Genomic DNA, 21,267 nt, shown 5'->3' with positions numbered 1-21,267 from the left:
ACTCCCCCGCTGGGACAGACAGCGGGAAACCCGGTACCTGAGCAACCCGGTACGCCCCCCCCTGACCCGGGAACCGCAGTCCCGCGCCGAACGACGGACGGAGGCGGAAGCCTTCCGCCGAGTGCGGTCCTGGTAACCGACCAGGACACGGTAGTCGGCATGTGTTCGCCTGCGGCTGCCGCGCTGTTCGACAGCACGGCCCACGGGCTGGTCGGCCGGACGCTGACGGAGTTGCTGGCCCCCGCCTCGGCAGCGCAGGCCCCGTCCCTGCAGCACTTCATGGACCAGGCGCTACGTTCCGGAAGCTGCTGCGCGGAGGTGCGCCTTGCCTCCCCGGCTGCCGGCGGTACGCTGCGGGCAACCATCACCCCTTTGGCAGGCGGCTCCCCCCTCCCCCAATACTTTCACTGGCTCATCGAAACAACCGCGTCGCAGCACGCTGAAAGTGACCGCCGGGTGCAGGCCCTCCTGGAGGCGATGCCGCACCCGGTCTACCTGAAGGATGCCAGCGGCAATTTTTGCGACTGCAACGAGCATTTCACCGGCTGCCTGCACCTCCCCCGTACGGAGATTCTCGGAAAGCTCCCCAGCCAGCTCGACTCGCGGGAGGTGGACATCGTCAAGGCGTTGGAAGCCGCCTGTCCGAGTCGCGATCCGCGCCTCCCCGGCACCTTGCAGTCGGTACGGCATACCACCGGGGGAACCAGCACCCTCTTTTTCATCGAAGTGCCGCTGCTGGACGACAACGGGGCCGAATACGGCCTGGTGGGGATCATCGCAGACCTGACGGAGCAGACCCTGGTCAAAGAGGAGCAGCAACTCCAGGCGACCATGCTCGAAGACGAGATCGCCAAGCACCAGCAGGTCGCCGAGGCGCTGCGCCAGCGCGAGAAGATGCTCTCGCTGGTCATCAACGCCGTTCCGCAGAACATCTTCTGGAAGGACACCAACCTGGTCTACGCAGGGTGCAACGACGCCTTTGCGCGTGCCGCCGGCCTTTCCTCGCCCAGCGAAGTGGTCGGAAAAACCGACTTCGACCTCCCCTGGTCACGCGAGGAGGCCGAGGGCTACCGCCGCGACGACCGCGAGGTCATGCGCCTGGACCGCGCCAAATACCACCTGACCGAAACCCAACTGCAGGCAGACGGGTCGCAGGTCATCGTGGACACCACCAAGATCCCCCTGCACGGCGACAGCGGCTGCGTCGTAGGTGTACTGGGCGTCTACGAGGACATCTCCCAGCGCACCGAGGTCGAGCGCAGGCTCAAGGAGAGCGAGGAGCGCCTCAGTGTCATTTTCGAGGCCTCCCAGGTCGGTATCGTCCTGGTTTCCCCCGACGGCAGGATCAGCTTCGCCAATCGCCGGATGGCGGAGATGTTCGGGGTCTCCTTGGCTGAGCTTCTGGGGACCAGCTACCTTACCTGGCTGCACCCCTCAGAAGAGGACGAAGGATCCACCCTCACGGCCAGGATCATCAGCGGGGAACTGGCCTCGGTGGCAGTCGAGCGCCACTACCGGCGCCGGGACGGCAGCGATTTCTGGGGATACCTCTCAGGGCGACGCCTGGAAAACAGTGACGGTTCGTTGCGGGCCCTGGTCGGTTGCATTGCCGACGTCACCGAGCTCAAGGCATCCCAAAGCGCTCTACAGCGTGAAAAGGAGCGCCTTGCCGTGACGCTGCGCTCCATCGGTGACGGGGTCATCACCGTGGATACCGCCGGAAAGGTCGTGCTGCTCAACCGGGTGGCAGAAGAGCTCTGCGGGTACCACCAGGAGGAAGTTGCCGGCCTGCCGCTGGACCAGGTGTTCCGGGTCATCGAGGAGCGCAGTCGAACCCCCAAGGCGAATGCCATAGCACGGGTGCTTGGCACCGGGGAGGTCGTCGAGCAGTCCGGAAACGGGGTGCTGGTAGCGCGCGACGGCACCGAACGGATTATCGTCAGTAAGACCGCGCCCATCCTGGACCGCAACCAGGCGATACCCGGGGCGGTCCTGGTCTTCAGCGACATCACCGAGCGGCGCGGCATCGAGGAGGAGCTCTTCAAGGCCCGCAAACTGGAGTCCCTGGGGATCCTGGCAGGAGGCATCGCCCACGACTTCAACAACCTCCTCACCGGGATCATGGGCAACATCGCCCTATCCCGCGCCACACTTCCCGACGAGCACCAGGCGGCGGCCTTCCTGGACCGGGCGCGCAAGGGTGCCGAGCAGTCCAAGGCCCTCACCCAGCAGCTGCTTACCTTCTCGAAGGGTGGTGCGCCGGTGAAGAAACTCACCTCGATCAGCCAGGTGCTCACCGACTCGGCGACCTTCGCGCTCAGGGGTTCCAACGTGCGCTGCGATTTCGATATCGCACCCGATCTCTGGTCGGCCGAGATCGATACCGGACAGATGAGCCAGGTGATCAGCAACCTGGTCATCAATGCCGATCAAGCCATGCCCGAGGGGGGCACCATCCTGATCCGGGCCGAGAACGTGCTCCCTATGGATGAAGAGGACCGCCAGCACCGTATCAGGATCACCTTCAAAGATACCGGGACCGGCATCAGCAAAGAAGACCTGAGCCGGATCTACGATCCCTACTTCTCCACCAAGGCGACCGGCAACGGTCTCGGGCTCGCCACGGTGTACGCCATCATCAAGAACCACGACGGTGAGATCAAGGTATTTTCCCGGCGCGGCCACGGCACCACCTTCGCCATTACCCTCCCTGCGCAGGATGAGGCGGTACCCGAGGTGCCGGTGCAACAGCCCAGCGCTGAAACGCTTGCGGCAAACGGCGGAGGGAGAATTCTCCTCATGGACGACGAAGACGCCATCCGCGAGATGGCCAAGGCGGCGCTCGCCATGTTTGGCTACCAGCCGGTAGTGGTGTCGGACGGAGAGGAGCTGTTGGAGGTCTACCAGAAGGATCTGGCCGGCGGCCAGCGTTTCGACGCGGTGATCATGGATCTCACCATTCCCGGTGGGATGGGGGGCAAGGATGCCGTGAAAAGGCTCCTGGAGATCGATCCGGACGCGGTGGCCATTGCCTCGAGCGGCTACTCGGAGGACCTGGTGATGGCGAGGTACCGGGAGTTCGGGTTTTCGGGGGTGGTCTCGAAGCCGTACTCGCTGCACGACCTCGAGGTAACGCTGAAGGAGATCATCGCCCGGAACAAAGGGTAAGCGTGGCAGGGCAAAGAACCGCTGCTTTCGCCTCTTGTGCACCAGCGTACCACGAGGTGGGACGGGAGCGGCAGCGCAACCTAGCTGCACCACGGAATAAAAAAAAGCCGCCTTTATCAGGGCGGCTTTTTTCTGGTCTGGCAGGAATTAGGCTACGGTCTTGGCCTTGGGACCTCTCGGCTTGGCGGCCTTGGGCGGCTTGACCGCCTTGGTCATTTTAGCCGGTTTTGCTTCGGCAACCGGCTTTGCCTGTTTGGCGGGTTTGGCAGCCTTGGCGGCTTTAGCCGGAGCGCCCTTCTTGGCCTCGATATTGGCCATGCGCACTTCCCGTGCCTTGGCGAGGTTGTCCGCGAGCCCGCGGTCCTGGGCCATCTTGCGGCGGGCCTCGGAGTAGTTCTTAGCGGAAAGCGCCTGCTTGCTCGGGATGCCGAACTGTTTCTTGTACTCGCCCGGCTTCATGCCATGGGCGGTGCTCAGGTGACGCGCCAGAGTCTTGAACCCGCCTTTGCCGCAGACCATGCAAACTACTTCGCCTTTCTTAAAGGCATCCTTCACAGTAACAGTCGGTTTTACTTCTTCGGTTCCCTCGATACTTTGACCTGCCTCGAGGTTCTTGAGAGCGTTGTGTACTTTGCCGATTTCGAATATAAGCTGGTCTGAAGTCATCGGAGTACTCGACGCATGTGATGCTACGATCTGAGCAGCGATTTCCACTAACGTTGCCATTGATTGTTCCTCCGGAACTGAAATTAATAATTAAGGGTATATTGACATATCTGTAGCCTTTGTCAATGAGAATAATTCAGTCTGTTGAAGTAATCACCTCAAGAACGGATCTACCTGGTGCCAGAGTCGGTTTCACCCCACTAGTCTGACAGTTTCGTCGGGTTGAAAACCGGGTGTCCCGTGCGCTTATATTGGCAGGTACCGGGTTATTCGCGACCTGTGACCTGACCTCACTGTCGACCACAATACTTGCAGCAGATCATCCCGTTCTTAGTCGGTGCTGCCATCGGAGTTGGCAATGTACAACCTGTGAAATAGGTAGCTACAATCACGTGTGCCGGAACTGAGGCACCGTTTAATACAGACGAAGGGGCGAAACAACTACCGCGATAGCCATCAGGAACGGTCTGCTCCAGATACCAAAACCGACAGGCGGCAGGTGGTTCAACCCTCCGCTCGGGGCCGGCATGAGGCGGGCTGAATCCACACCAATGCAGTTGGGAAAATGAGAGACTTTATAGTTGACACGAATGGTGCATTTAAGTATTAGTAGACCAGCATTGCCTAACCACATAGCAGCAACTTATCTAGAGCGATCGAGGGACTGGCCCGATGACGTCGCGGCAACCTCCCCCCAGGGGGAAGGTGCCAAATCCTGCGGAACGGCAACGTTCCGGTAGATAAGGAAGCGCGGACTAGTCGCCTATGAAGTCCCCTTCCGCCCCCCGGATGGGGACTTTTCTTTTAGGAGGTAGCAGATGAAGATCGCAACACAGGCAGCCCAGGTGGGCCTGGACCGGGAGACCAGGACCGGAGCCGTCACCGTCCCCATCTACCAGACCGCCACCTTCCGGCACCCCGGACTGGGGCAGAGTACCGGCTACGATTACGCCAGGTCCGGCAACCCGACCCGCGAGGCCCTCGAGGTCGGCATGGCGACCCTGGACGGGGGCGCCCGCGGTTTCGCCTACGCCTCCGGCATGGCAGCCATCACGAGCCTCATGTTCCTGTTCCGCCAGGGGGATCACCTGGTGGTCACCGAGGATCTCTACGGCGGCAGCTACCGGCTCTTTGAAAAGCTGTTCCAGCAGTTCGGACTCTCCTTCAGCTACGTGGACACCAGCGACCTCGAGGCGGTGCGTGCCGCGCTCCAGCCCAATACCCGCGCACTTTTTGTCGAGTCCCTCACCAATCCCCTGTTAAAGGTGGCCGACGTGGCAGCGCTCGCCGCTCTTTGCAAGGACCGGGGCCTCCTCTGTATCGTGGACAACACCTTCCTGACCCCCTACCTGTTGCGCCCCCTGGACCTGGGTGCCGACATCGCCATCTACAGCGGCAGCAAGTACCTGGCAGGTCACAACGACACGGTCTGCGGCCTCGTGACGGTGAAGGATCCCACGCTCGCCGAGCTGGTCTACTTCCACCAAAACGGCGCCGGTGCGGTGCTGGGCCCCCAGGACTCCTGGCTCACCGTGCGCGGCATCAAGACCCTGCACGTGAGGATGGACCGCCAGCAGGAGAACGCCCAGGCACTCGCCACCTGGCTCAGCAGCCATCCGAAGGTCGGCAAGGTCTACTACCCCGGCCTCAAGGACCACCCCGGGCACGAGCTCATGGCCGAGCGCGGTACCGGGTTCGGCGCCATGATCGCCTTTGAGGTAACCGAACCGGAACTGGTCAACCAGCTCCTCATGAAGACCCAGTTGATCTCGTTCGCCGAGAGCCTGGGCGGCGTGGAGAGCCTGATCACCTTCCCGCAGGTGCAGACCCACGCCGATATCGAGCCCGAGACCCTCAAGCGCTTGGGGATCAACCACCTGCTCTTGCGCCTTTCGGTGGGAATTGAAGACAAGGACGACCTGATCGCCGACCTGGCGCAGGCCTTCGAAGGAGACTAAGGGATGAAATTCGCAACCGAACTGATCCACGGGGGGAACCCCATCGACCCGGAGCACGGCTCGCTGAGCCACCCGATCTACCACACCTCGACTTTCGCGCAGCGCTCCTTCGACCAATTCGGCCGCTACGACTACGCACGCTCCGGTAATCCCACCAGGGAGGCCCTCGAAGATGCCGTAGCCAAGCTCGAGAAAGGGACGACCGGCCTCGCCTTTGCCTCGGGGATGGCCGCCATCGCCTCCACCTTCCTCCTGTTCCGTCCGGGCGACCACCTGGTGGTCTGCGAAGACGTCTACGGCGGCACCTTCCGGGTGCTCTCCACGCTCTTCACCGGGTGGGGTTTGCAGGTGAGCTTCGTTGATGCCACCGACCTGGAGCAGATTGCCGCGGCGATCACCCCGCAGACCCGCGCGCTCTACCTGGAGACCCCGTCCAACCCGCTCATCAAGATAAGCGACATCCCCGGTTGCGTGGCCCTCGCCAAGCAGCGCGGTCTTTTGACCATCGTCGACAACACCTTCATGACCCCCTACCTGCAGCGCCCGCTGGAGTTGGGCTGCGACATCGTGCTGCACAGCGGCACCAAGTTCTTAAACGGCCACTCGGACGTCATCTGCGGCTTCGCGGTAACCGCGACCCAGGAACTCGGCCAACGCCTGCGGTTCATCCAGAACGCCTTCGGTGCCGTGTTGGGGCCCCAGGACTGCTGGCTGGTCCTGCGCGGCTTGAAGACCCTGAAGGTGCGCCTGGAGGAGAGCCAGTCGAGCGCTAAGAAAATCGTTGCCTGGCTGCAGCAGCAGGAGGCGGTGCAGAAGGTCTACTACCCGGGGTTGCCGGAACATCCGGGTTACGAGATCCACCGGCGCCAGGCAAGCGGCCCCGGTGCGGTGCTCTCGTTCGAGCTGAAAAGCTTCGAAACCACCAAGCGCCTTTTGGAAGGGGTGCAGCTCGCCGCCTTCGCCGTAAGCCTGGGGGGCGTCGAGAGCATCCTCTCCTACCCCGCCAAGATGTCCCACGCGGCCATGCCACCGGCAGAGCGCGAAGCGCGCGGTATCAAGGACACCCTGGTTCGCCTTTCGGTAGGCCTTGAAGACCCTGAGGACCTGATCGCCGACCTGGAGCGCTTCCTGAAGTAGGCTACACCCCGCCCCTTGCAGGAGGGGTCCAGGGGGTGGGGGAAACCGCAGGAGATGAAAGAGCCAGTTACCTTCGTGGCAGCCTCCCCCTCACCCTAACCCTCTCCCGCAAGTGGAGAGGGGATCTGAAAAGTGAGAGAGTCCCCTACCGAAAACAAAAAAGCCCGACCACTGGCTGGTCGGGCTTTTTTATAGAGGGAAGGGATGAACTTACCTGCTGTAGCGCCAGGGGAAGCTCACCGTCTTCACGCCGGGGATCGCCTTCTGGAAGGTCGCGAGCCCCTCCTCGGTTATGCTGTTGCCGCTGCAGGTAAGCCCTTTCAGGGACGGAAGCCGCACGAGGTGCGCCAAGCCATGGTCGGTAATGACGGTCTGGTACAAATAGAGCCGCTTCAGGTTGGTCAACTGGTTGAGCCCGAGCAGCGCCGCATCGGTGAGTCCTTGGCCCGAAAGGTAGAGCTCCTCGAGACCTGTAAGGTGCATGATGCTGTCGAGGTCCCGGTCCTCCACCTCATAGAGAAACAGCGAATGCAGGTCGTCCGGTTTCAGGTTGCGGATCTGGCCGATCTTCACCGCCGCGTCCGCCTTCACATCGAGACGCACCGCCTGGTCTTCCCGGATCTTCAGGCAGCCGCGCGCCGGTCCGACCTTTTTCCACTGGCTGAAGTTGAGCGAGTTGCGCTCCCGCAGGTAGATGGTCCCGTCGAAATGGTCGGTGGGGAAGCAGATCTCGCGTAGCGTTTTCCCAGGTGCGGCAGTCGGAGCCTGAGCCTGCTCGCCGCGCAGCACGGCCAGCCTTTTTTTGGCCCGGGCGATGTTCATTTCCGCAGCAGCCGTCATCTCGCCCAAGAGATCCAGACCCTGGGCAAGGCTCGCCTCGACCCGCAGTTTGAACCGGTAGACGTAGCTATCTTTGAGCTCCTGCAGCACGGCACGCGTGGTTTGAATGTCCTGACGTTCCTGGGCGATCTGCCGGATGACCTGCACCAGCTGATGCGCCAGGTCCAGCGATTCCTCCCTGGGCTTTGCCGGGGCCGGCCGCCAACTGCGCAGGATATCTTCCAGCGTATGCCGGTCCTGGCTCGCGTAGGCCCGGTTGGCGCGCGACATCAGCTCGTGGCGCCGTGACTCGTCGGCACCCGAGGCCGCCAGGTCAGGATGGATCGCCTTGGCGACCTCGCGGTACAGGGCCTTTATCTCGAGGTCCTCGAAGCGGCGGACCTGCGCGGAGTCGTCTTCAAGGTCATCCCCGTCGAATTCCTCATCAGGTTTGCCGGCGTCGCGCGCAGAGTCGGCTCCCCGGGTGTGTCCAGCCTCCCGCTCCCCACTCCCCAGATACCCCGTCAGATGGGCGATCTCCGCCTCTAACCTCTCCAACTCCGCGATACGCCTGCCGACAGTCTGTTCGTACTGACTTTCGAACCGGCCAATCTCACCACGCAGTTTTTGCAGGTCCGCGCGCACGGCGGCATGCTCGGCCAGCAAAGCGGTCAATTCACCGTGCTTGTGGTCGAGTTCGATCTCTTCCGGGAGTTTGTGCTGGGTTCCTGCTCGCATTCATCTACCTGGTACGACTGAGTGATCTTTGCAGTACAGAGAGTCTGACTGCAGGTTGAGAACTTACCATTGCGGAAACTGGGCAGCCATTTTGAATAAACGCTCGGCAGCTTGAACTCTTAGGTGCGCGTCTGCGCACGGCTGGAATAGTTCTCTCCACTAGCGGTATAATATTAAATGTCGTCTCGGGCAACAGAATTTTTAGCTAAAACTTCTGGTGCACAGACCAACCCAGAGGAGTACGTCATGAATAAAGATCAAGAAAGCCAGCTTATCGACTTCAGCGATCGCTGTAAAGCCACCATCTGGGGGCAGTTTGTCGGCGATGCCCTATGCCTTGGCTCCCATTGGATCTACGATCTTAACGAGCTGAAAAGCCGGTTCCCTGAAGGGGTTGCCGGTTTCGAGGCTCCGGTCGAAGGGCACTACCACTTTGGAAAACACCCCGGCGACTTCACCCACTACGGTGACGCTGCACTGCTGTTGCTGCAGAGTGTCGCAGAAAAGGGTTTCTTCTCACCACAGGATTTCGGTGCCCGTTTCGTCGGCCTTTTCTCCTCACCCGACTACCACGGGTATCTGGACCATGCCACCAAGGGGACCCTGGAGAATTTCCATCCCTATGCCGATAAATTCCCGGACCAACCGTTTCACTTCCAGGCGGGGGCCGACGACGACCAGCCTGCCACCGCTACGCGCCTCGCGCCGGTAGTCGTGGCCCACGCCGAGGACGACGAGATGATACGAGTCGTGGAAAGTGCCACCCGGGTCTGCCAGAACAACTCACGCGCAGTGGTCTACATGAAATGCCACGCCATGATCATCGAAGCGCTCCTGGGAGGGAGCGGACTTCCCGAAGCGGTCAAGGCGGCGGCGAGTTCGGTGGCGGGCGAACCTGAATTCGGCAGGGAGTTGAGCGGTCTGGTCGAAACGGTCTTCGCGCGGCTCAACGAAGAGGTGCGCGAAGTGACCCTCGGTTTTGGGCAGTCCTGCCCGATCAAGAATAGTTTTCCCGCTGCGTTGCACACGGCACTCAAATTCCAGGACGACCCGCGCCGGGCCTTTCTGGAATGTGCTAATGCCGGCGGAGACAACGCGGCACGCTGTGCCATGGTCGGTACCTGGCTCGGCGCCCGGTTCGGTTTAAACGCTGTTCCTCAGGAATGGCGGGAGCGTATTGTGGTCCACCAGGAAATCGAGCAGTGCATCGACAGGATCGTGAGACATCTGGAATCATAATCGGACCTGCCATCCGGCAACGCACCCGATGTCTGGGTGCGCCTTTAATGGGAACAAGCTTATCTTTGGGCGGTGTCACGGACCCAACACCCAATACTTCAGGTGGTTTGCGCGATCCCCCCTCTTGACCCGAGTGCCGCTGGCGGTGCCCTTAAACGCTAAAATTATCGGAAAACTAAAATTATAATATTGACATGCCAAGGGCAAAACTGCTAAGGTGACGCGTCTGCGGATGATCCCGGATAAAAACATCAGAAGTATTATGGGAGAAGTAAGTAAATGGTAAACGGAACTGTGAAGTGGTTTAACGACAGCAAGGGATTTGGCTTTCTTGAGCAGGAAAATGGCGAGGACGTATTCGTCCATTTTTCCGCTATCAACGGCGACGGCTTCAAGTCCCTGACTGAAGGCGAGAGTGTATCCTTCGAAATCGTGAAGGGGCCGAAAGGTCTTCAGGCAGCTAACGTTACCCGGATCTAGTCATAGCGTAGAACTTTAAAAAAAGCCTCGGAGCAATCCGGGGCTTTTTTTGTATCTGCTTCCCATCACCAGGGGGCAACGCCCCTGCTCTCCGCACTCCCACACCAGCTCACTCCCACACCTTTGCCAAGGTCCAGCGAGGTACTCCAGATGGTACCTCCCCCCATTTACCAAGGGGTAACCCAGGTCTCGGTTTACGCGAAGGAAACAGGCCGTACCTTGAACGCCGTAACCCGCTAGAGTGCGGATCCCACGACCAGTGCCGGCGAAGTTTCCAGCGTTTCCCCTCCCACCGTCAGATACAGCGTCCCTTCGGTCACCGTCACCTCCCAGGAGATCATGCGTTCCAGTGTACCCACCATGCTTGCCAAGAACTGGGCATCGATGGCAAGCACTGTCAGGTTCCGGCAGCCCGCCAGCTTGGTCTGGTGCTGCGCCAGCCACTGCGCCAGATTCCTGCCGAAAGAGAACAATACGGTGCAGCCGACATGCCGACTCGCCTTGACCAGGCGCTCCGGGTCCGGGAGCCCTACCTCGACCCAAAGAGTTGGCCTACCGTCAGGACCGATAACCCACAGGTCGGGCTCATCTCCCGCGCCGACCCCCTTGGTGAACACCAGACCCTCCTGGTAACAGAGCAGGTAGGCCAAAAGGCGCACCACGAGGCGTTCTTCGGTCTCCGAGGGGTGCCGGGCGATGGTGGTCTGCAGTTGCTCGTAGACCTGGCGATCCAAGTCGGAAAGCTGGATGGAAGCGCGATAGATGGTCGAGGGGAGTGCCATTTTGGGGAACCTCTTGGAGGGATATCGTTTATTCTTCTTCGCTATCAGTTACAACGGGTGTAAAGCCGCGCAGCCATTCGTGCCAGTCCAAGCCGGCGAAATCGACGAGCAGCGCGGTGGGAATGAAGGTGTCCAGTTCGCTGATCCTCTTTCCCAAAAGCGCCTGGGTGAAATCCCGGACCAGCGCCACTTCCCGGCGAATCATCGTATCAAAGGGGGCGCGCAATCCCTCGAGTTCCAGCGGGTCGCTCTCGGTAAAGTTGAGCGTACACCACTCATCGTGCAGCACCTCACCTGTGACGTCGACAAGCGGCAGGCCGTGCAACCGGCAGGTCATGGGGCGGTTCTCGTAGACCAGGCAGCGACCGTTTGCGTCGAGGAGCACGCACGGGGTCTCGTCTTCGTCCGGCATCAGAAGTTCCCAGTCCTCTTCGGGGCGCTCGTTCACTACGAAAGGATGCCGGAACTCCGGCCACTGCTGCCGCATGAGCTCGAGCCGTGCGCGGCACTTTACCAAGACCTTTTCCCGGGTCTCGGCAGTCAGGGCGTCGAAGCCGAGTTTCAGAAGGTAGGCGTCCAGCATGGTGATGTCGAAAAGCGACCGGCAGCAGCCAGAGCAGCCACCCTGGCAGGCGATGAGTTCAGGGTAGCGCTCGATACTCAAGGCGAACCAGCGGTCGATCTGCTGGAGCAGTTCCAGGTAATTCTGTACCGTTCTTTCCATAAAAGCTCTGAATCCTTACATCGGAAGCGGGCGATATCCCCCTTGAAAGGGGAGGGACGTACTGGCGGAGGTTAGCTTCAAAAAAAGAGGCGGCGAGAACTATCTCGGCCGCCTCTCGTTCATTGCCGGTTCGCCAGACCGTTAGGCCAGGATCTGGGCCTTGGTGAAGATGGACTTGAGCCAGTAACCCTCTTTCTCGATGTTCTCGCGGCCGCCTTCTTCGCGGTCCACCAGGGTCACCACGCCGAGCACCACCAGGCCTTCCTCCTCGGCGCGCTTGATCGCCTTCATGGAGGAGCCGCCGCTGGTCACCACGTCCTCGACGATGACCACCCGGGAGCCCGGTTTGAAGTTCTTGCGCCCTTCCAGCCACGCGCCGGTGCCGTGCCCCTTGGGCTCCTTACGGATGATGAAGGCCGGGATCGGCTTACCTTCCAAAAAGCTCACCACGGAGGTGGCGGTGGCGATCGGGTCGGCTCCCAGGGTGAGCCCCCCTACCCCTTCCACACCCTCGACGTCGCGGATCGCCTCGAAGAAGAGCTTACCGGTCAGGTAACCACCTTCCGGATGCAGCGTGGTCTGTTTGCCGTCGAAGTAAAAGTCGCTCTGCCGCCCGGAGGCAAGCGTCACGTTTCTCTTCTCGTAGGACAGTTCGATGATGATCTTCTTCAGGCGCTCCAGTTCGGTCATTTGTTCTCGGTCTCCTTTTCGAATAGTGCCATCTGCGGCTCTTCGTCCTGAGCCAGGCGCGGGAATTTAACCGGGTATCCCCCGGTAAAGCAGGCATGGCAGAAGCTCGCCTTGTCGGCGCCCACCGACGCCATCAGTCCCTCCTCCGAGAGGTAACCCAGGGAGTCGGCGGTGATGTAGCGGCGGATCTCGTCGATCGAGTGCGAGGAGGAGATCAGTTCCTTGCGGTTGGGGGTGTCGATCCCGTAGTAGCAGGGGTAGCTGGTCGGCGGCGAGGAGATGCGCACGTGCACCTCGGCGGCACCGGCGTTGCGGATCATCTTCACGATCTTGCGGGAGGTGGTGCCGCGTACGATGGAGTCGTCGATGACCACCACGCGTTTACCTTTCAGCACCTCGCGTACCGGGTTCAGCTTGATTTTCACGCCGAAGTGGCGGATCGCCTGCTGCGGCTCGATGAAGGTACGACCCACGTAGTGGTTACGGATCAGGCCGAGTTCGAAAGGAATTCCGGATTCCTCGGCGTACCCCAGGGCAGCCGGAACGCCGGAGTCGGGAATTGGAATGACGATATCGGCATCCACCTTGTGCTCGCGTGCCAGCTGGCGACCCTGCTCCTTACGCACCTGGTAGACATTCTTGCCGAAGATGTGCGAATCGGGGCGGGCAAAGTAGACGAACTCGAAGATGCAGGGGGTCGGCTGAACCTTCTTGAGCGGGAAGTAGGAGGTCAAACCGTTCTTGTCGATGTGCACCACCTCGCCCGGCTCGATCTCGCGGATGAACTCGGCGTCGATCAGGTCGAGCGCGCAGCTTTCGGAAGCGACCACGTAGGAGCTCCCGAGGCGCCCCAGGCAGAGCGGGCGGAAGCCGTTGGGGTCACGAGCTGCGATCATCCGGGTCTCGGTAAGGAACAAGAGGCAGTAGGCGCCCTGGATGCGGTTCAGTGCATCGGTGAGTCGGTCCAGAAGCGAGTTGGCCTTCGAGGTCGCCAGGAGGTGGACGATGATCTCGGTATCCATGGTGGTCTGGAAGATGGACCCGTAAGCCTCAAGCTCGTCCTTGATGATCTGGGCATTGACCAGGTTGCCGTTGTGAGCCACGGCGATCGATCCGCGGGAGTAATCCACGTTGATCGGCTGCACGTTCTTGATCACCGAGGAACCGGTGGTCGAGTAGCGGACGTGACCGATGGCCGAGCGTCCGGGAAGCGATTTGAAGATTTCCTGGTTGCCGAACACGTCGGCCACCAGCCCCATGCTCTTGTGCGCATGCAGGGCGGCGCCGTCCGAAGAGACGATGCCGCAGCTTTCCTGACCGCGGTGTTGCAGGGCGTAGAGCCCGAGGTAGGTGAGGTTCGATGCCTCCGGATGGTTGAAGACACCGAAAATGCCGCACTCTTCTTCAGGTTTATGCATCAACATTTCGTCCACGAAAATTGCTCCTTATGTGACTGCAACTGCTGGTTTGGTCGCCCCTACAGGTTCTGCTTCACGTACTGGGCCGCGTTGCGGAAGAAGACCAGGCCGGCGCCTTCCTCCGGCAGTTCCTCGCGGGTCCAGCGTGGGTGCTGGGTGCGGTGCACGAAGGCCTCGGGGTGCGGCATGAGCCCCATGACGCGGCCGGTCTCGTCGCAGATGCCGGCAATTGCGTTGGTGGAGCCGTTGGGGTTCTCCGGGAACTCCATAGTGGCCGCAGTGTAGTCGGCGTCCGAGTACTTCAGGCAGGCCAGGTGCTTGTTCTCGATGGCCGTGAGGGTCTCGGGTGCATCGACCAGGAACTTCCCTTCGCCGTGGCGCACCGGCAGGTAGACGCCACCCTCGATGCCGCGGGTGTAGACCGACGGGGAGGAGGCATCGACCTTCAGGTAGCACCAGCGGTCCTGGAAGCGGCCGCTTGCGTTGTAGGTGAGGGTCGCGGTCTGTTTCACGTAGTCGCTTCCCAGGGCGGGGAGCATCCCCATCTTGACCAGGAGCTGGAAGCCGTTGCAGACCCCCAGGACCAGCTTGCCGTCACCGATGAAGCGCAGAAGCTGCTCCAGGATCGGTTCGTTGCTGCCAGCGACCGCTGCGTAGCGGAGCCGGTTGGCCTGCGCCTTTGCGGAGCCCAGGTCGTCACCGTCCAGAAAGCCCCCGGTGAGGTTCAAAAAGTGGTAGTCGTCCAGGCTTACCTCGCCCGTCATCAGTTCCGAGATGTGGGCGATGCGTGCCTCGTCAAAACCGCCGAGCCGGCAGGCGTGGGCCGCCTCGGTCTCGCAGTTGGTACCGTTACCAGTTATGACCAGCGCTTTTGCCTTTGTCATCAAATATCCTCTAATAGATTGTCAGGCGAAAAAAATTCAGCTTCTCATTATCGCACAACAGGGATTTTTTTTGTCCACTTAAATATATGGCGTTCTGCATGCCCGGGTCGGGCAGTCTACAGTTCCCGAAGCGGCGCCTGCCAGGCTTCCTTGAGGTCGGCGAGTTCTGCCTTGACGATCTCGGCACCGCTGAGGCCGGTCACCGTGAAGGTCTGGTCGCCGCGCACTGCGCCGATTTTCGCACAGACGCTGCCGGCCAGGGCAGCCTCAAACGCGTTGGCCTTCTCGGGGCGCACGGTAACCAGGAGCCTCGAGGCGGACTCGGAGAAGAGCAGCACCGCGTCGCTCTTTTCACCGGCTGCGCCGGCAAAGGCCACCAGGGCAAGGTCAAGCTCGATGCCGTAACCACCGGCAAAGGCCGACTCGGCAGCGGCAACCGCGAGACCGCCGTCGGAGAGGTCGTGGCAGGAGGCCACCAACCCGTCGTTCAGCGCCTTGTGGTAGGCGCGGTAGCTGGCAAGTGCAGCCTGCGCGTCGACCTTCGGGACACTGTTGCCGACGTACCCTTGCTGAGCCAGGTATTCGGAGCCACCCAGTTCGTTCTTGGTGACACCGACGAGGTACACGAGGTCACCGGGGCGCTTCACGTCCATGGTGACCGCCTTGCGGGCGTCTTCCATCTTGCCGATGACCGAGAAGAGCAGGGTCGGCGGGATGGAGATCTTGGTGGTGCCGTCGTAGAAGTCGTTCTTCATCGAGTCCTTGCCGGAGATGAGCGGCAGCGAGAAGACGGTGCAGTAGTCGTAGAGCGCCTTGTTGGCGCGCACCAGCTGGGCCATCTTGTAGGGACCGTCCGGGGTGCGCTCGGAGAGGACCGGGTCGCACCAGCAGAAGTTGTCCAGGCCGGCTACGAGGTCGAGCGAGCCGCCGACGGCGACGTAGTTCCTGAGCCCCTCGTCGATGGCGTTGGCCGCCATGTGGTAGGCGTCGATGTCGCTGTAGCGCGGGCTGATGCCGTGACCGGTCACCACCGCCTCGAAGGAGTCGAGGATCGGGCGCACCACGGCGGCATCGGACGGGCCGTCGTTGGCGACGCCGGTGAACGGCTTCACGACCGAGCCCCCCTGGACCTCGTGGTCGTAGCGCCTGACCACGCTCTCCTTGGAGCAGATGTTGAGCGAGGACAAAAGCCCCTTGAGGTCGCCGGTGTAGTCGGCGGCCGGCGGGAGCGTCGGTTCCGGGTGTACCGGCTGTTCCCAGCGCGCCGGGATCTGCATGGGGGGGAGACCGCCGTGCAGGAAGGAGAGCGGCAGGTAAGCGACGGTCTTCTCGCCGTAGAGCATGTGGAAGATGCCGGAGTCGGTGAAGGTGCCGAGCACGGTCGCCTCGACGCCGAAGCGCTGGGCCATTTCCATAAACGCGTCGATGCTCTCGGGGGGAACGGCGAGGCTCATGCGCTCCTGGGCCTCGGAGATCAGGATCTCCCAGGGTGCCAGGCCCGGGTACTTAAGCGGCGCCTTGGAGAGGTCGACCTGGCAGCCGCCGCACTCCTCGGACATCTCGCCAATCGAGGAGGAGAGCCCCCCTGCCCCGTTGTCGGTGATGAAGCGGTACAGGTTCTTGTCGCGGGCACGGATCAGGAAGTCGAACATCCGCTTCTGGGTGATCGGGTCACCGATCTGCACCGCGGAAACCGGCGAGTTTTCGTTCAGCTCCTCCGAGGAGAAGGTGGCGCCGTGGATGCCGTCTTTGCCGATGCGGCCGCCGGGCATGACGATCAGGTCGCCCGGCACGATGCGCTTCTGGTGCCCCGGTTCGCCGTTCACGGTAGCCGGCATGAGCCCGGCGGTGCCGCAGAAGACGAGCGGTTTCCCCGCAAAGCGGTCGTCGAAGACGATGGAGCCGTTCACGGTCGGAATACCACTCTTGTTGCCGCCGTGTTCAACCCCTTCGACCACCCCTTCGAAGATGCGGCTGGGGTGCAAGAGACGCTTGGGGAGCGGCTTCTCGTAGAAGGGATCGGCGAAGCAGAAGACGTCGGTGTTGAAGATGAGTTTCGCCCCTTTGCCGGTACCGAACGGGTCGCGGTTCACGCCGACGATCCCGGTGAGTGCCCCGCCGTAGGGGTCGAGCGCGGACGGCGAGTTGTGGGTCTCCACCTTGAAGACCAGGGACCAGTCGTCGTTGAAGCGGATCACGCCGGCGTTGTCCTTGAAGACGGAGAGGCAGAAGTCCTTGTCCCCGAGGGCTGCGCGTACGTCGGCGGTGGTCTTCTGGATGTAGCTCTTGAAAAGCGAGTTGATCTTTTCGGTCTTGCCGGTGCCGTCGTCGTACTCGACGTCCGCGGAGAAGATCTTGTGTTTGCAGTGCTCGGACCAGGTCTGGGCCAGGGCCTCGAGCTCCACGTCGGTCGGAGCCGCCCCGAGCCCAAGCTTCTGGCGGACCTCACGCACCTTGGAATCGCGGTAGTGGGCCTGGATGATCTTCATCTCGTCCAGGGTGAGCGCCAGCACGCCGTCGCGGCTGATGCGCATCAACTCCTCGTCGGAGACCTCGAGATTGACGGTGTTCACCTCGACCTTGGCCTCGACCTGCACCTTGGGGACGAAGGTGGCTACCCCCCCCTTGGCCTGGAAGGAGGCAGCATCGAGCAGCTGGTAGCGCTGAATGAGGGTGTTGCACAAAAGGCCGGTGGCGATCTTTTCGATCTGCTCGGCCGAGAGCTTCCCGGAGATCAGGTACTGCACCGAGGTGTAGACCCCCTCCCCTGCCGCCAAAGCGCGCCCGGTCAGGTAGGCGATCGCTTCCCCGGCGGTGCGGCCGACGTTGTCGGTGACACCGGGACGGAAGCCGACTTCGACCAGCCAATCGAAACCGTGGGCCGCGGCCTTGTCGATGGCGTACCCCTGGATCACGGGGTCAGAGAAAGGGCCGGCGGCTACCGCCTCGAGTTCCTCACGGGAGAGCGGAACGTCAACGGTGTAGACGTCGATGGTGCGCACCTGGTCCACGCTCAGGTGGAGGAAGTGCTCGATCTCCCTCTTGATCCGTTCGCCGCGCGGGTCGCGGACCTCGTCCTTGAGCGTAATTTCAATTCTGTGGGGCATGGTTAGTGTCCTTTTCGAAGAAAACCGTCCGGGTCGGGAACGGGATGTTGATGCCGTTTTGTGCGAAGCTGTCGAGAATGGCGCAGTTCACCTTGTCGGTGACGCCGAAGACCGTGGTGTAGCTGTCGGTCCAGAAGAGCAGCGTGAGGTTCAGCGTGGAATCGCCGAAACTGGTAAAAAAGGCCTCCGGCGCCGGCTCGGCCAGTACGCCGGGGATCGCCTTGGCGGTGTCCGCCAGGACCTGCTTGGCAAGCGCCACGTCGGTGCCGTAGGCGACGCCGAGGGTGACCTTCCCCTTACCGCGGGAGTCGGGGAGATCCTGGTTGATGAGGAGCGTGTTGCAGAGCTCGGAGTTGGGGATGATCAGGTAGCTGTTGTCCAGGCTCTTGATCTTGGTACTCCGCAAGCCAATGTCGATGACGTCCCCCACCTGGCTCCCCAGCTGGATGCGGTCGCCGATGCGAAACGGCAGGTCGATCATGAGCGTAAAACCGGAGATCATGTTGGCGAGGGTGTCCTTGGCGGCAAGGCCGATGGCCAGGGAGCCCACGCCCAGGGCGGTGACCAGGGAGAGGATGTCGTAGTTGAAGTGTTTCAGGGTGATGATGAGCGCGGTGCCGAAGAGGAAGATACTGCCGATCTTCTGCACCAGGGGGATCAACTGCCGGCTCATCTCCTCGCCGGCAAGCTGCTTGCCATAGCGCTTCAGGGCCTCGTCCATCAGCCGGTAGGCGCAGGTGGCCAGAAGGCAGATATTGATGATGAAGAGGATCCCGGAGATCACCACGTGCAGGCGCTCGGGAAGCGGCAGGCGCCGGATCGCCACGTAGAGGCCCGCGGTGTTGACCAGGGACAAAAGCGGCGCGGTGATACGTGCCAGGGTCGGCTCGTCCCACTCCCCCTTGGTCATCTGGTTCACGCGGTGGGCGACCCGGGCAAGCAGCAGCGCCGCAAACCTGGAGACCAGGTAAGCGGCGCCGACGATCAGCACCGAAATAAGCGTTTGCTTGGCCCAGAAGAGGTAGAAGACGTCACCCTCGTCCGGGAGGAAATAGCGCCAGATATCAGCCACCGAAAACCCTCGTGAAGATGGTGTCGACATGCTTCATGTGGTAACCCAGGTCGAAGGCTTCCTTGATCTCCTCGGCAGGCAGGAACCCGGTCACCTCGGCGTCGTTCAGAAGCTCAGTCTGGAAGTCTTTCCCCTCTTCCCACACCTTCATGGCGTTTCTCTGCACCAGGGCGTAGGCCTTCTCGCGGGAGGCGCCGGCCTCGGCGAGCTTCAAAAGCACGCGCTGCGAGAAGATCAGGCCGCGCATCTGGTTCAGGTTGCGCATCATGTTCTCGGGGTAGACCACCAGGTTCTCGATGAGGCCGATGGCGCGGTTCAGCATGAAGTCCATCAAAACGGTGGCGTCCGGGCCGATGATGCGCTCGACCGAGGAGTGCGAGATGTCGCGCTCGTGCCACAGGGGGATGTTCTCCATGGCGGAGACCGCGTAGCCGCGGATCAGGCGCGCGAGGCCGGTCAGGTTCTCGGAGAGTACCGGGTTGCGCTTGTGCGGCATCGCCGAGGACCCCTTCTGCCCCTTGCTGAAGAACTCTTCGGCCTCGAGGACCTCGGTGCGCTGCAGGTGGCGGATCTCGACGGAGAACTTCTCGATGGAGGAGGCCACGATGGCCAGGGTGGTGAAGTACTCGGCGTGGCGGTCGCGCTGCAGCACCTGGGTGGAGCACGGTGCCGGCTTCAAGCCTGCCTTATGGCAGACGAAGGCCTCGACCTGCGGGTCGATGTTGGCGAAGGTGCCGACCGCGCCGGAGAGCTTGCCGTAGGAGATGGTCTCGAGGGCGGCCTGCATGCGCTTTAGGTTGCGAGCCATCTCGTCGTACCACAGGGCCATCTTGAGGCCGAAGGTGACCGGCTCGGCGTGGATGCCGTGCGAGCGTCCCATCATCGGGGTCATCTTGTGCTCGTAAGCGCGCTTCTTGATGGCCACCATGAGGCGCTTGATGTCCTCGATGATCAGCTCGCCCGCTTCCTTCAGCAGCATGGCGAAGGAGGTGTCCAGCACGTCCGAGGAGGTAAGACCCAGGTGCACGAAACGGGAGTCGTCGCCGATGTAGTCGGCCACCGAGGTCAAAAAGGCGATCACGTCATGCTTGACGGTGCGCTCAATTTCGTCGATGCGGTCCACATCGAACGAGGCCTTGGCCTTGATCCGGTCCACGGCGTCCTGGGGGATCCTCCCCATCTGTGCGTGTGCCTCGCAGGCGTAGATCTCGATCTCCAGCCACTTCTGGTAGCGGTTCTCCGGCTCCCAGATACGGGCCATTTCAGGACGACTGTAACGTTCAATCACGAATTCTTCCCCCTTGCATTGATAGCTGTTTCAGATTTTGTAGAAACACGAAAATCCACGGCACCGCTTTTCAGGCGGCAAACGCGGATCAAACAAATCCCTTTCTGTGTATCTCAAGCTGTGTCAAAAGCAGGACCCTAAGAGTTGAACCAGCTGACTTTACAGGATCATGAACTAAATGTCGAGTACTCCGCTTGTCTCATACTGGTTCCCCAGGAAAAGCTGAGGAGCGCAGAGGTTCTGCCCGTTGACCAGGTTGGTCGCGGCCAGCATCGCCAGGGAGGGGTCGTTGTTCACCTCGGAGAGATGCGACAGGAAGACCCCTTCCAGTCCGGCATGGAGCAGCTCCTCCAAAAGCGCGGCACCCTCGGAGTTGGAGAGGTGGCCGTGACGCGAACGGATGCGCTGCTTCAGGTGCCAGGGATAGGGGCCGTTTTGCAGCATCTCTTCGTCGTGGTTGAATTCCAGCACCAGCGCGCGGCAGTTCTTCAGTTTTTCGCAGGTAAGACGGGTGGCGATCCCCAGGTCGGTGGCGAAGCCGATGCACCCTTCGCTCCCCTCGATGCGGTAGCCGACCGGGTCGGTGGCGTCATGGGTAATGGGAAACGGATCGATGTTCAGCCCCTTGAAACAGAGGGCGCTGCCGGGGTCGAATTCGACCAGGTCCACCTTGCCGATGACGTGACGCGCGGCATCGTGGGTGCGTGACGCCATCAGTACGGGGATCTTCAGGCGCCGGGCCAGGGTGCCGACGCCGCGGATATGATCGGTATGTTCGTGGGTGATGAGGATGCCGTCGATCGTTTCCGGGGCAACCCCGATGGAGGCCAGCCGGTTCAGGGCCTCCCGGCCGGAGAGCCCGGCATCGATCAATAGACGACAGGAATCGGTTTCCAGAAAGAGACTATTCCCCTTGCTGCCGCTTGCCAAAAGGCAAAGCTTCATCAATCCCTCCAGAGAATGGGTACTGCTGCAATCAAAACCACCCTGCCACCCACCGAAGAAACACCACGACGTTCAAAACTCGTTACGGCAACGGAACTTACCGTGAAGCGACTCTTCGGTCAGGTTGCAGCAACCTCGGCACGACACTGTGG

16 protein-coding genes and 1 riboswitch are annotated in these 21,267 nt (G+C 61.5%); of the genes, 5 read left to right on the top strand and 11 right to left on the bottom strand.

All coding sequences use genetic code 11. The annotated features are described in order from the left end of the window. Nucleotides 1-159 precede the first annotated feature (159 nt). Entirely contained in the window at nt 160-3,168 is a 3,009-nt protein-coding gene (locus H7688_RS17120) for a hybrid sensor histidine kinase/response regulator (RefSeq protein ID WP_183362416.1), read from the top strand. Nucleotides 3,169-3,315: 147 nt separating this feature from the next. Here the strand turns inward: H7688_RS17120 and H7688_RS17115 are convergent, their stop codons facing one another. Then, entirely contained in the window at nt 3,316-3,894 is a 579-nt protein-coding gene (locus H7688_RS17115; RefSeq protein WP_183362415.1) for a Ros/MucR family transcriptional regulator, read from the bottom strand. 580 nt (nt 3,895-4,474) lie between these two features. Continuing rightward, nucleotides 4,475-4,581, top strand: a riboswitch (SAM riboswitch). 71 nt (nt 4,582-4,652) lie between these two features. Here H7688_RS17115 and H7688_RS17110 point away from each other — a divergent pair. Both H7688_RS17110 and H7688_RS17105 read left to right on the top strand, forming a co-directional pair. Then, nucleotides 4,653-5,792 carry a trans-sulfuration enzyme family protein gene (locus H7688_RS17110; protein WP_183362414.1) on the top strand — a complete coding sequence of 380 codons (1,140 nt, stop codon included), beginning with the start codon at nt 4,653-4,655 and terminating at the stop codon, nt 5,790-5,792. A 3-nt stretch (nt 5,793-5,795) separates the two neighbouring features. Then, on the top strand, nt 5,796-6,929 hold the full coding sequence (locus H7688_RS17105; protein ID WP_183362413.1) for a trans-sulfuration enzyme family protein: 1,134 nt from the start codon (nt 5,796-5,798) through the stop codon (nt 6,927-6,929). A gap of 210 nt (nt 6,930-7,139) precedes the next feature. On the opposite strand, the gene H7688_RS17100 is transcribed toward H7688_RS17105, so the two are convergent. Beyond that, the gene (locus H7688_RS17100) at nt 7,140-8,486 is read right to left on the bottom strand and encodes a leucine-rich repeat domain-containing protein (protein WP_183362412.1); all 1,347 of its coding nucleotides are present in this window, start codon (nt 8,484-8,486) and stop codon (nt 7,140-7,142) included. Between the two features lie 246 nt (nt 8,487-8,732). Here H7688_RS17100 and H7688_RS17095 point away from each other — a divergent pair, with 246 nt between their 5' ends. Both H7688_RS17095 and H7688_RS17090 read left to right on the top strand, forming a co-directional pair. Then, entirely contained in the window at nt 8,733-9,725 is a 993-nt protein-coding gene (locus H7688_RS17095) for an ADP-ribosylglycohydrolase family protein (RefSeq protein WP_183362411.1), read from the top strand. Nucleotides 9,726-10,004: 279 nt separating this feature from the next. Further along, complete coding sequence (locus H7688_RS17090) at nt 10,005-10,205, top strand: cold-shock protein (protein WP_183354898.1); 201 nt, start codon at nt 10,005-10,007, stop codon at nt 10,203-10,205. A 236-nt stretch (nt 10,206-10,441) separates the two neighbouring features. Here H7688_RS17090 and H7688_RS17085 read toward each other — a convergent pair whose 3' ends face one another. The 9 genes from H7688_RS17085 to H7688_RS17045 all read right to left on the bottom strand — a co-directional run bounded on the left by H7688_RS17085 (nt 10,442) and on the right by H7688_RS17045 (nt 21,115). Then, a complete protein-coding gene (locus H7688_RS17085; protein ID WP_183362410.1) occupies nt 10,442-10,987 on the bottom strand; it encodes a YaeQ family protein in 546 nt (181 codons plus the stop codon). Nucleotides 10,988-11,015: 28 nt separating this feature from the next. Further along, nucleotides 11,016-11,711 carry a YkgJ family cysteine cluster protein gene (locus H7688_RS17080; RefSeq protein ID WP_183362409.1) on the bottom strand — a complete coding sequence of 232 codons (696 nt, stop codon included), beginning with the start codon at nt 11,709-11,711 and terminating at the stop codon, nt 11,016-11,018. Between the two features lie 141 nt (nt 11,712-11,852). After that, nucleotides 11,853-12,401 carry an orotate phosphoribosyltransferase gene (pyrE, locus tag H7688_RS17075; protein WP_183362408.1) on the bottom strand — a complete coding sequence of 183 codons (549 nt, stop codon included), beginning with the start codon at nt 12,399-12,401 and terminating at the stop codon, nt 11,853-11,855. Next, complete coding sequence (purF, locus tag H7688_RS17070; RefSeq protein WP_183362535.1) at nt 12,398-13,825, bottom strand: amidophosphoribosyltransferase; 1,428 nt, start codon at nt 13,823-13,825, stop codon at nt 12,398-12,400. The genes pyrE and purF overlap by 4 nt, the downstream gene beginning before the upstream one ends. A 53-nt stretch (nt 13,826-13,878) precedes the next feature. Continuing rightward, a complete protein-coding gene (locus tag H7688_RS17065; protein WP_183362407.1) occupies nt 13,879-14,703 on the bottom strand; it encodes a phosphoribosylformylglycinamidine synthase subunit PurQ in 825 nt (274 codons plus the stop codon). 116 nt (nt 14,704-14,819) lie between these two features. Then, nucleotides 14,820-17,810, bottom strand: coding sequence for a phosphoribosylformylglycinamidine synthase subunit PurS (locus tag H7688_RS17060; protein ID WP_183362406.1), 2,991 nt, complete (start codon nt 17,808-17,810; stop codon nt 14,820-14,822). Continuing rightward, nucleotides 17,794-18,882, bottom strand: a complete 1,089-nt coding sequence (locus H7688_RS17055; RefSeq protein ID WP_246329860.1) for a mechanosensitive ion channel family protein — start codon at nt 18,880-18,882, stop codon at nt 17,794-17,796. The genes H7688_RS17060 and H7688_RS17055 overlap by 17 nt, the downstream gene beginning before the upstream one ends. Then, on the bottom strand, nt 18,875-20,170 hold the full coding sequence (purB, locus tag H7688_RS17050; protein WP_183362404.1) for an adenylosuccinate lyase: 1,296 nt from the start codon (nt 20,168-20,170) through the stop codon (nt 18,875-18,877). The genes H7688_RS17055 and purB overlap by 8 nt, the downstream gene beginning before the upstream one ends. A 174-nt stretch (nt 20,171-20,344) precedes the next feature. Next, a complete protein-coding gene (locus H7688_RS17045) occupies nt 20,345-21,115 on the bottom strand; it encodes an MBL fold metallo-hydrolase (RefSeq protein WP_183362403.1) in 771 nt (256 codons plus the stop codon). Between the last annotated feature and the right edge of the window lie 152 nt (nt 21,116-21,267).

It is taken from the genome of Geomonas limicola, assembly GCF_014193675.1.
Lineage (GTDB): Bacteria > Desulfobacterota > Desulfuromonadia > Geobacterales > Geobacteraceae > Geomonas > Geomonas limicola.
The sequence above is the reverse complement of the archived record's forward strand: the minus strand, read 5'-3'. Positions and strand labels throughout refer to the sequence as shown.

Excerpts from the sequence above, each read along its gene's own strand:
- H7688_RS17120 (WP_183362416.1), top strand. The coding sequence starts at position 160 with ATGTGTTCGCCTGCGGCTGCCGCGCTGTTCGACAGCACGGCCCACGGG.
- H7688_RS17115 (WP_183362415.1), bottom strand. The coding sequence starts at position 3,894 with ATGGCAACGTTAGTGGAAATCGCTGCTCAGATCGTAGCATCACATGCG.
- H7688_RS17110 (WP_183362414.1), top strand. The coding sequence starts at position 4,653 with ATGAAGATCGCAACACAGGCAGCCCAGGTGGGCCTGGACCGGGAGACC.
- H7688_RS17105 (WP_183362413.1), top strand. The coding sequence starts at position 5,796 with ATGAAATTCGCAACCGAACTGATCCACGGGGGGAACCCCATCGACCCG.
- H7688_RS17100 (WP_183362412.1), bottom strand. The coding sequence starts at position 8,486 with ATGCGAGCAGGAACCCAGCACAAACTCCCGGAAGAGATCGAACTCGAC.
- H7688_RS17095 (WP_183362411.1), top strand. The coding sequence starts at position 8,733 with ATGAATAAAGATCAAGAAAGCCAGCTTATCGACTTCAGCGATCGCTGT.
- H7688_RS17090 (WP_183354898.1), top strand. The coding sequence starts at position 10,005 with ATGGTAAACGGAACTGTGAAGTGGTTTAACGACAGCAAGGGATTTGGC.
- H7688_RS17085 (WP_183362410.1), bottom strand. The coding sequence starts at position 10,987 with ATGGCACTCCCCTCGACCATCTATCGCGCTTCCATCCAGCTTTCCGAC.
- H7688_RS17080 (WP_183362409.1), bottom strand. The coding sequence starts at position 11,711 with ATGGAAAGAACGGTACAGAATTACCTGGAACTGCTCCAGCAGATCGAC.
- pyrE (WP_183362408.1), bottom strand. The coding sequence starts at position 12,401 with ATGACCGAACTGGAGCGCCTGAAGAAGATCATCATCGAACTGTCCTAC.
- purF (WP_183362535.1), bottom strand. The coding sequence starts at position 13,825 with ATGTTGATGCATAAACCTGAAGAAGAGTGCGGCATTTTCGGTGTCTTC.
- H7688_RS17065 (WP_183362407.1), bottom strand. The coding sequence starts at position 14,703 with ATGACAAAGGCAAAAGCGCTGGTCATAACTGGTAACGGTACCAACTGC.
- H7688_RS17060 (WP_183362406.1), bottom strand. The coding sequence starts at position 17,810 with ATGCCCCACAGAATTGAAATTACGCTCAAGGACGAGGTCCGCGACCCG.
- H7688_RS17045 (WP_183362403.1), bottom strand. The coding sequence starts at position 21,115 with ATGAAGCTTTGCCTTTTGGCAAGCGGCAGCAAGGGGAATAGTCTCTTT.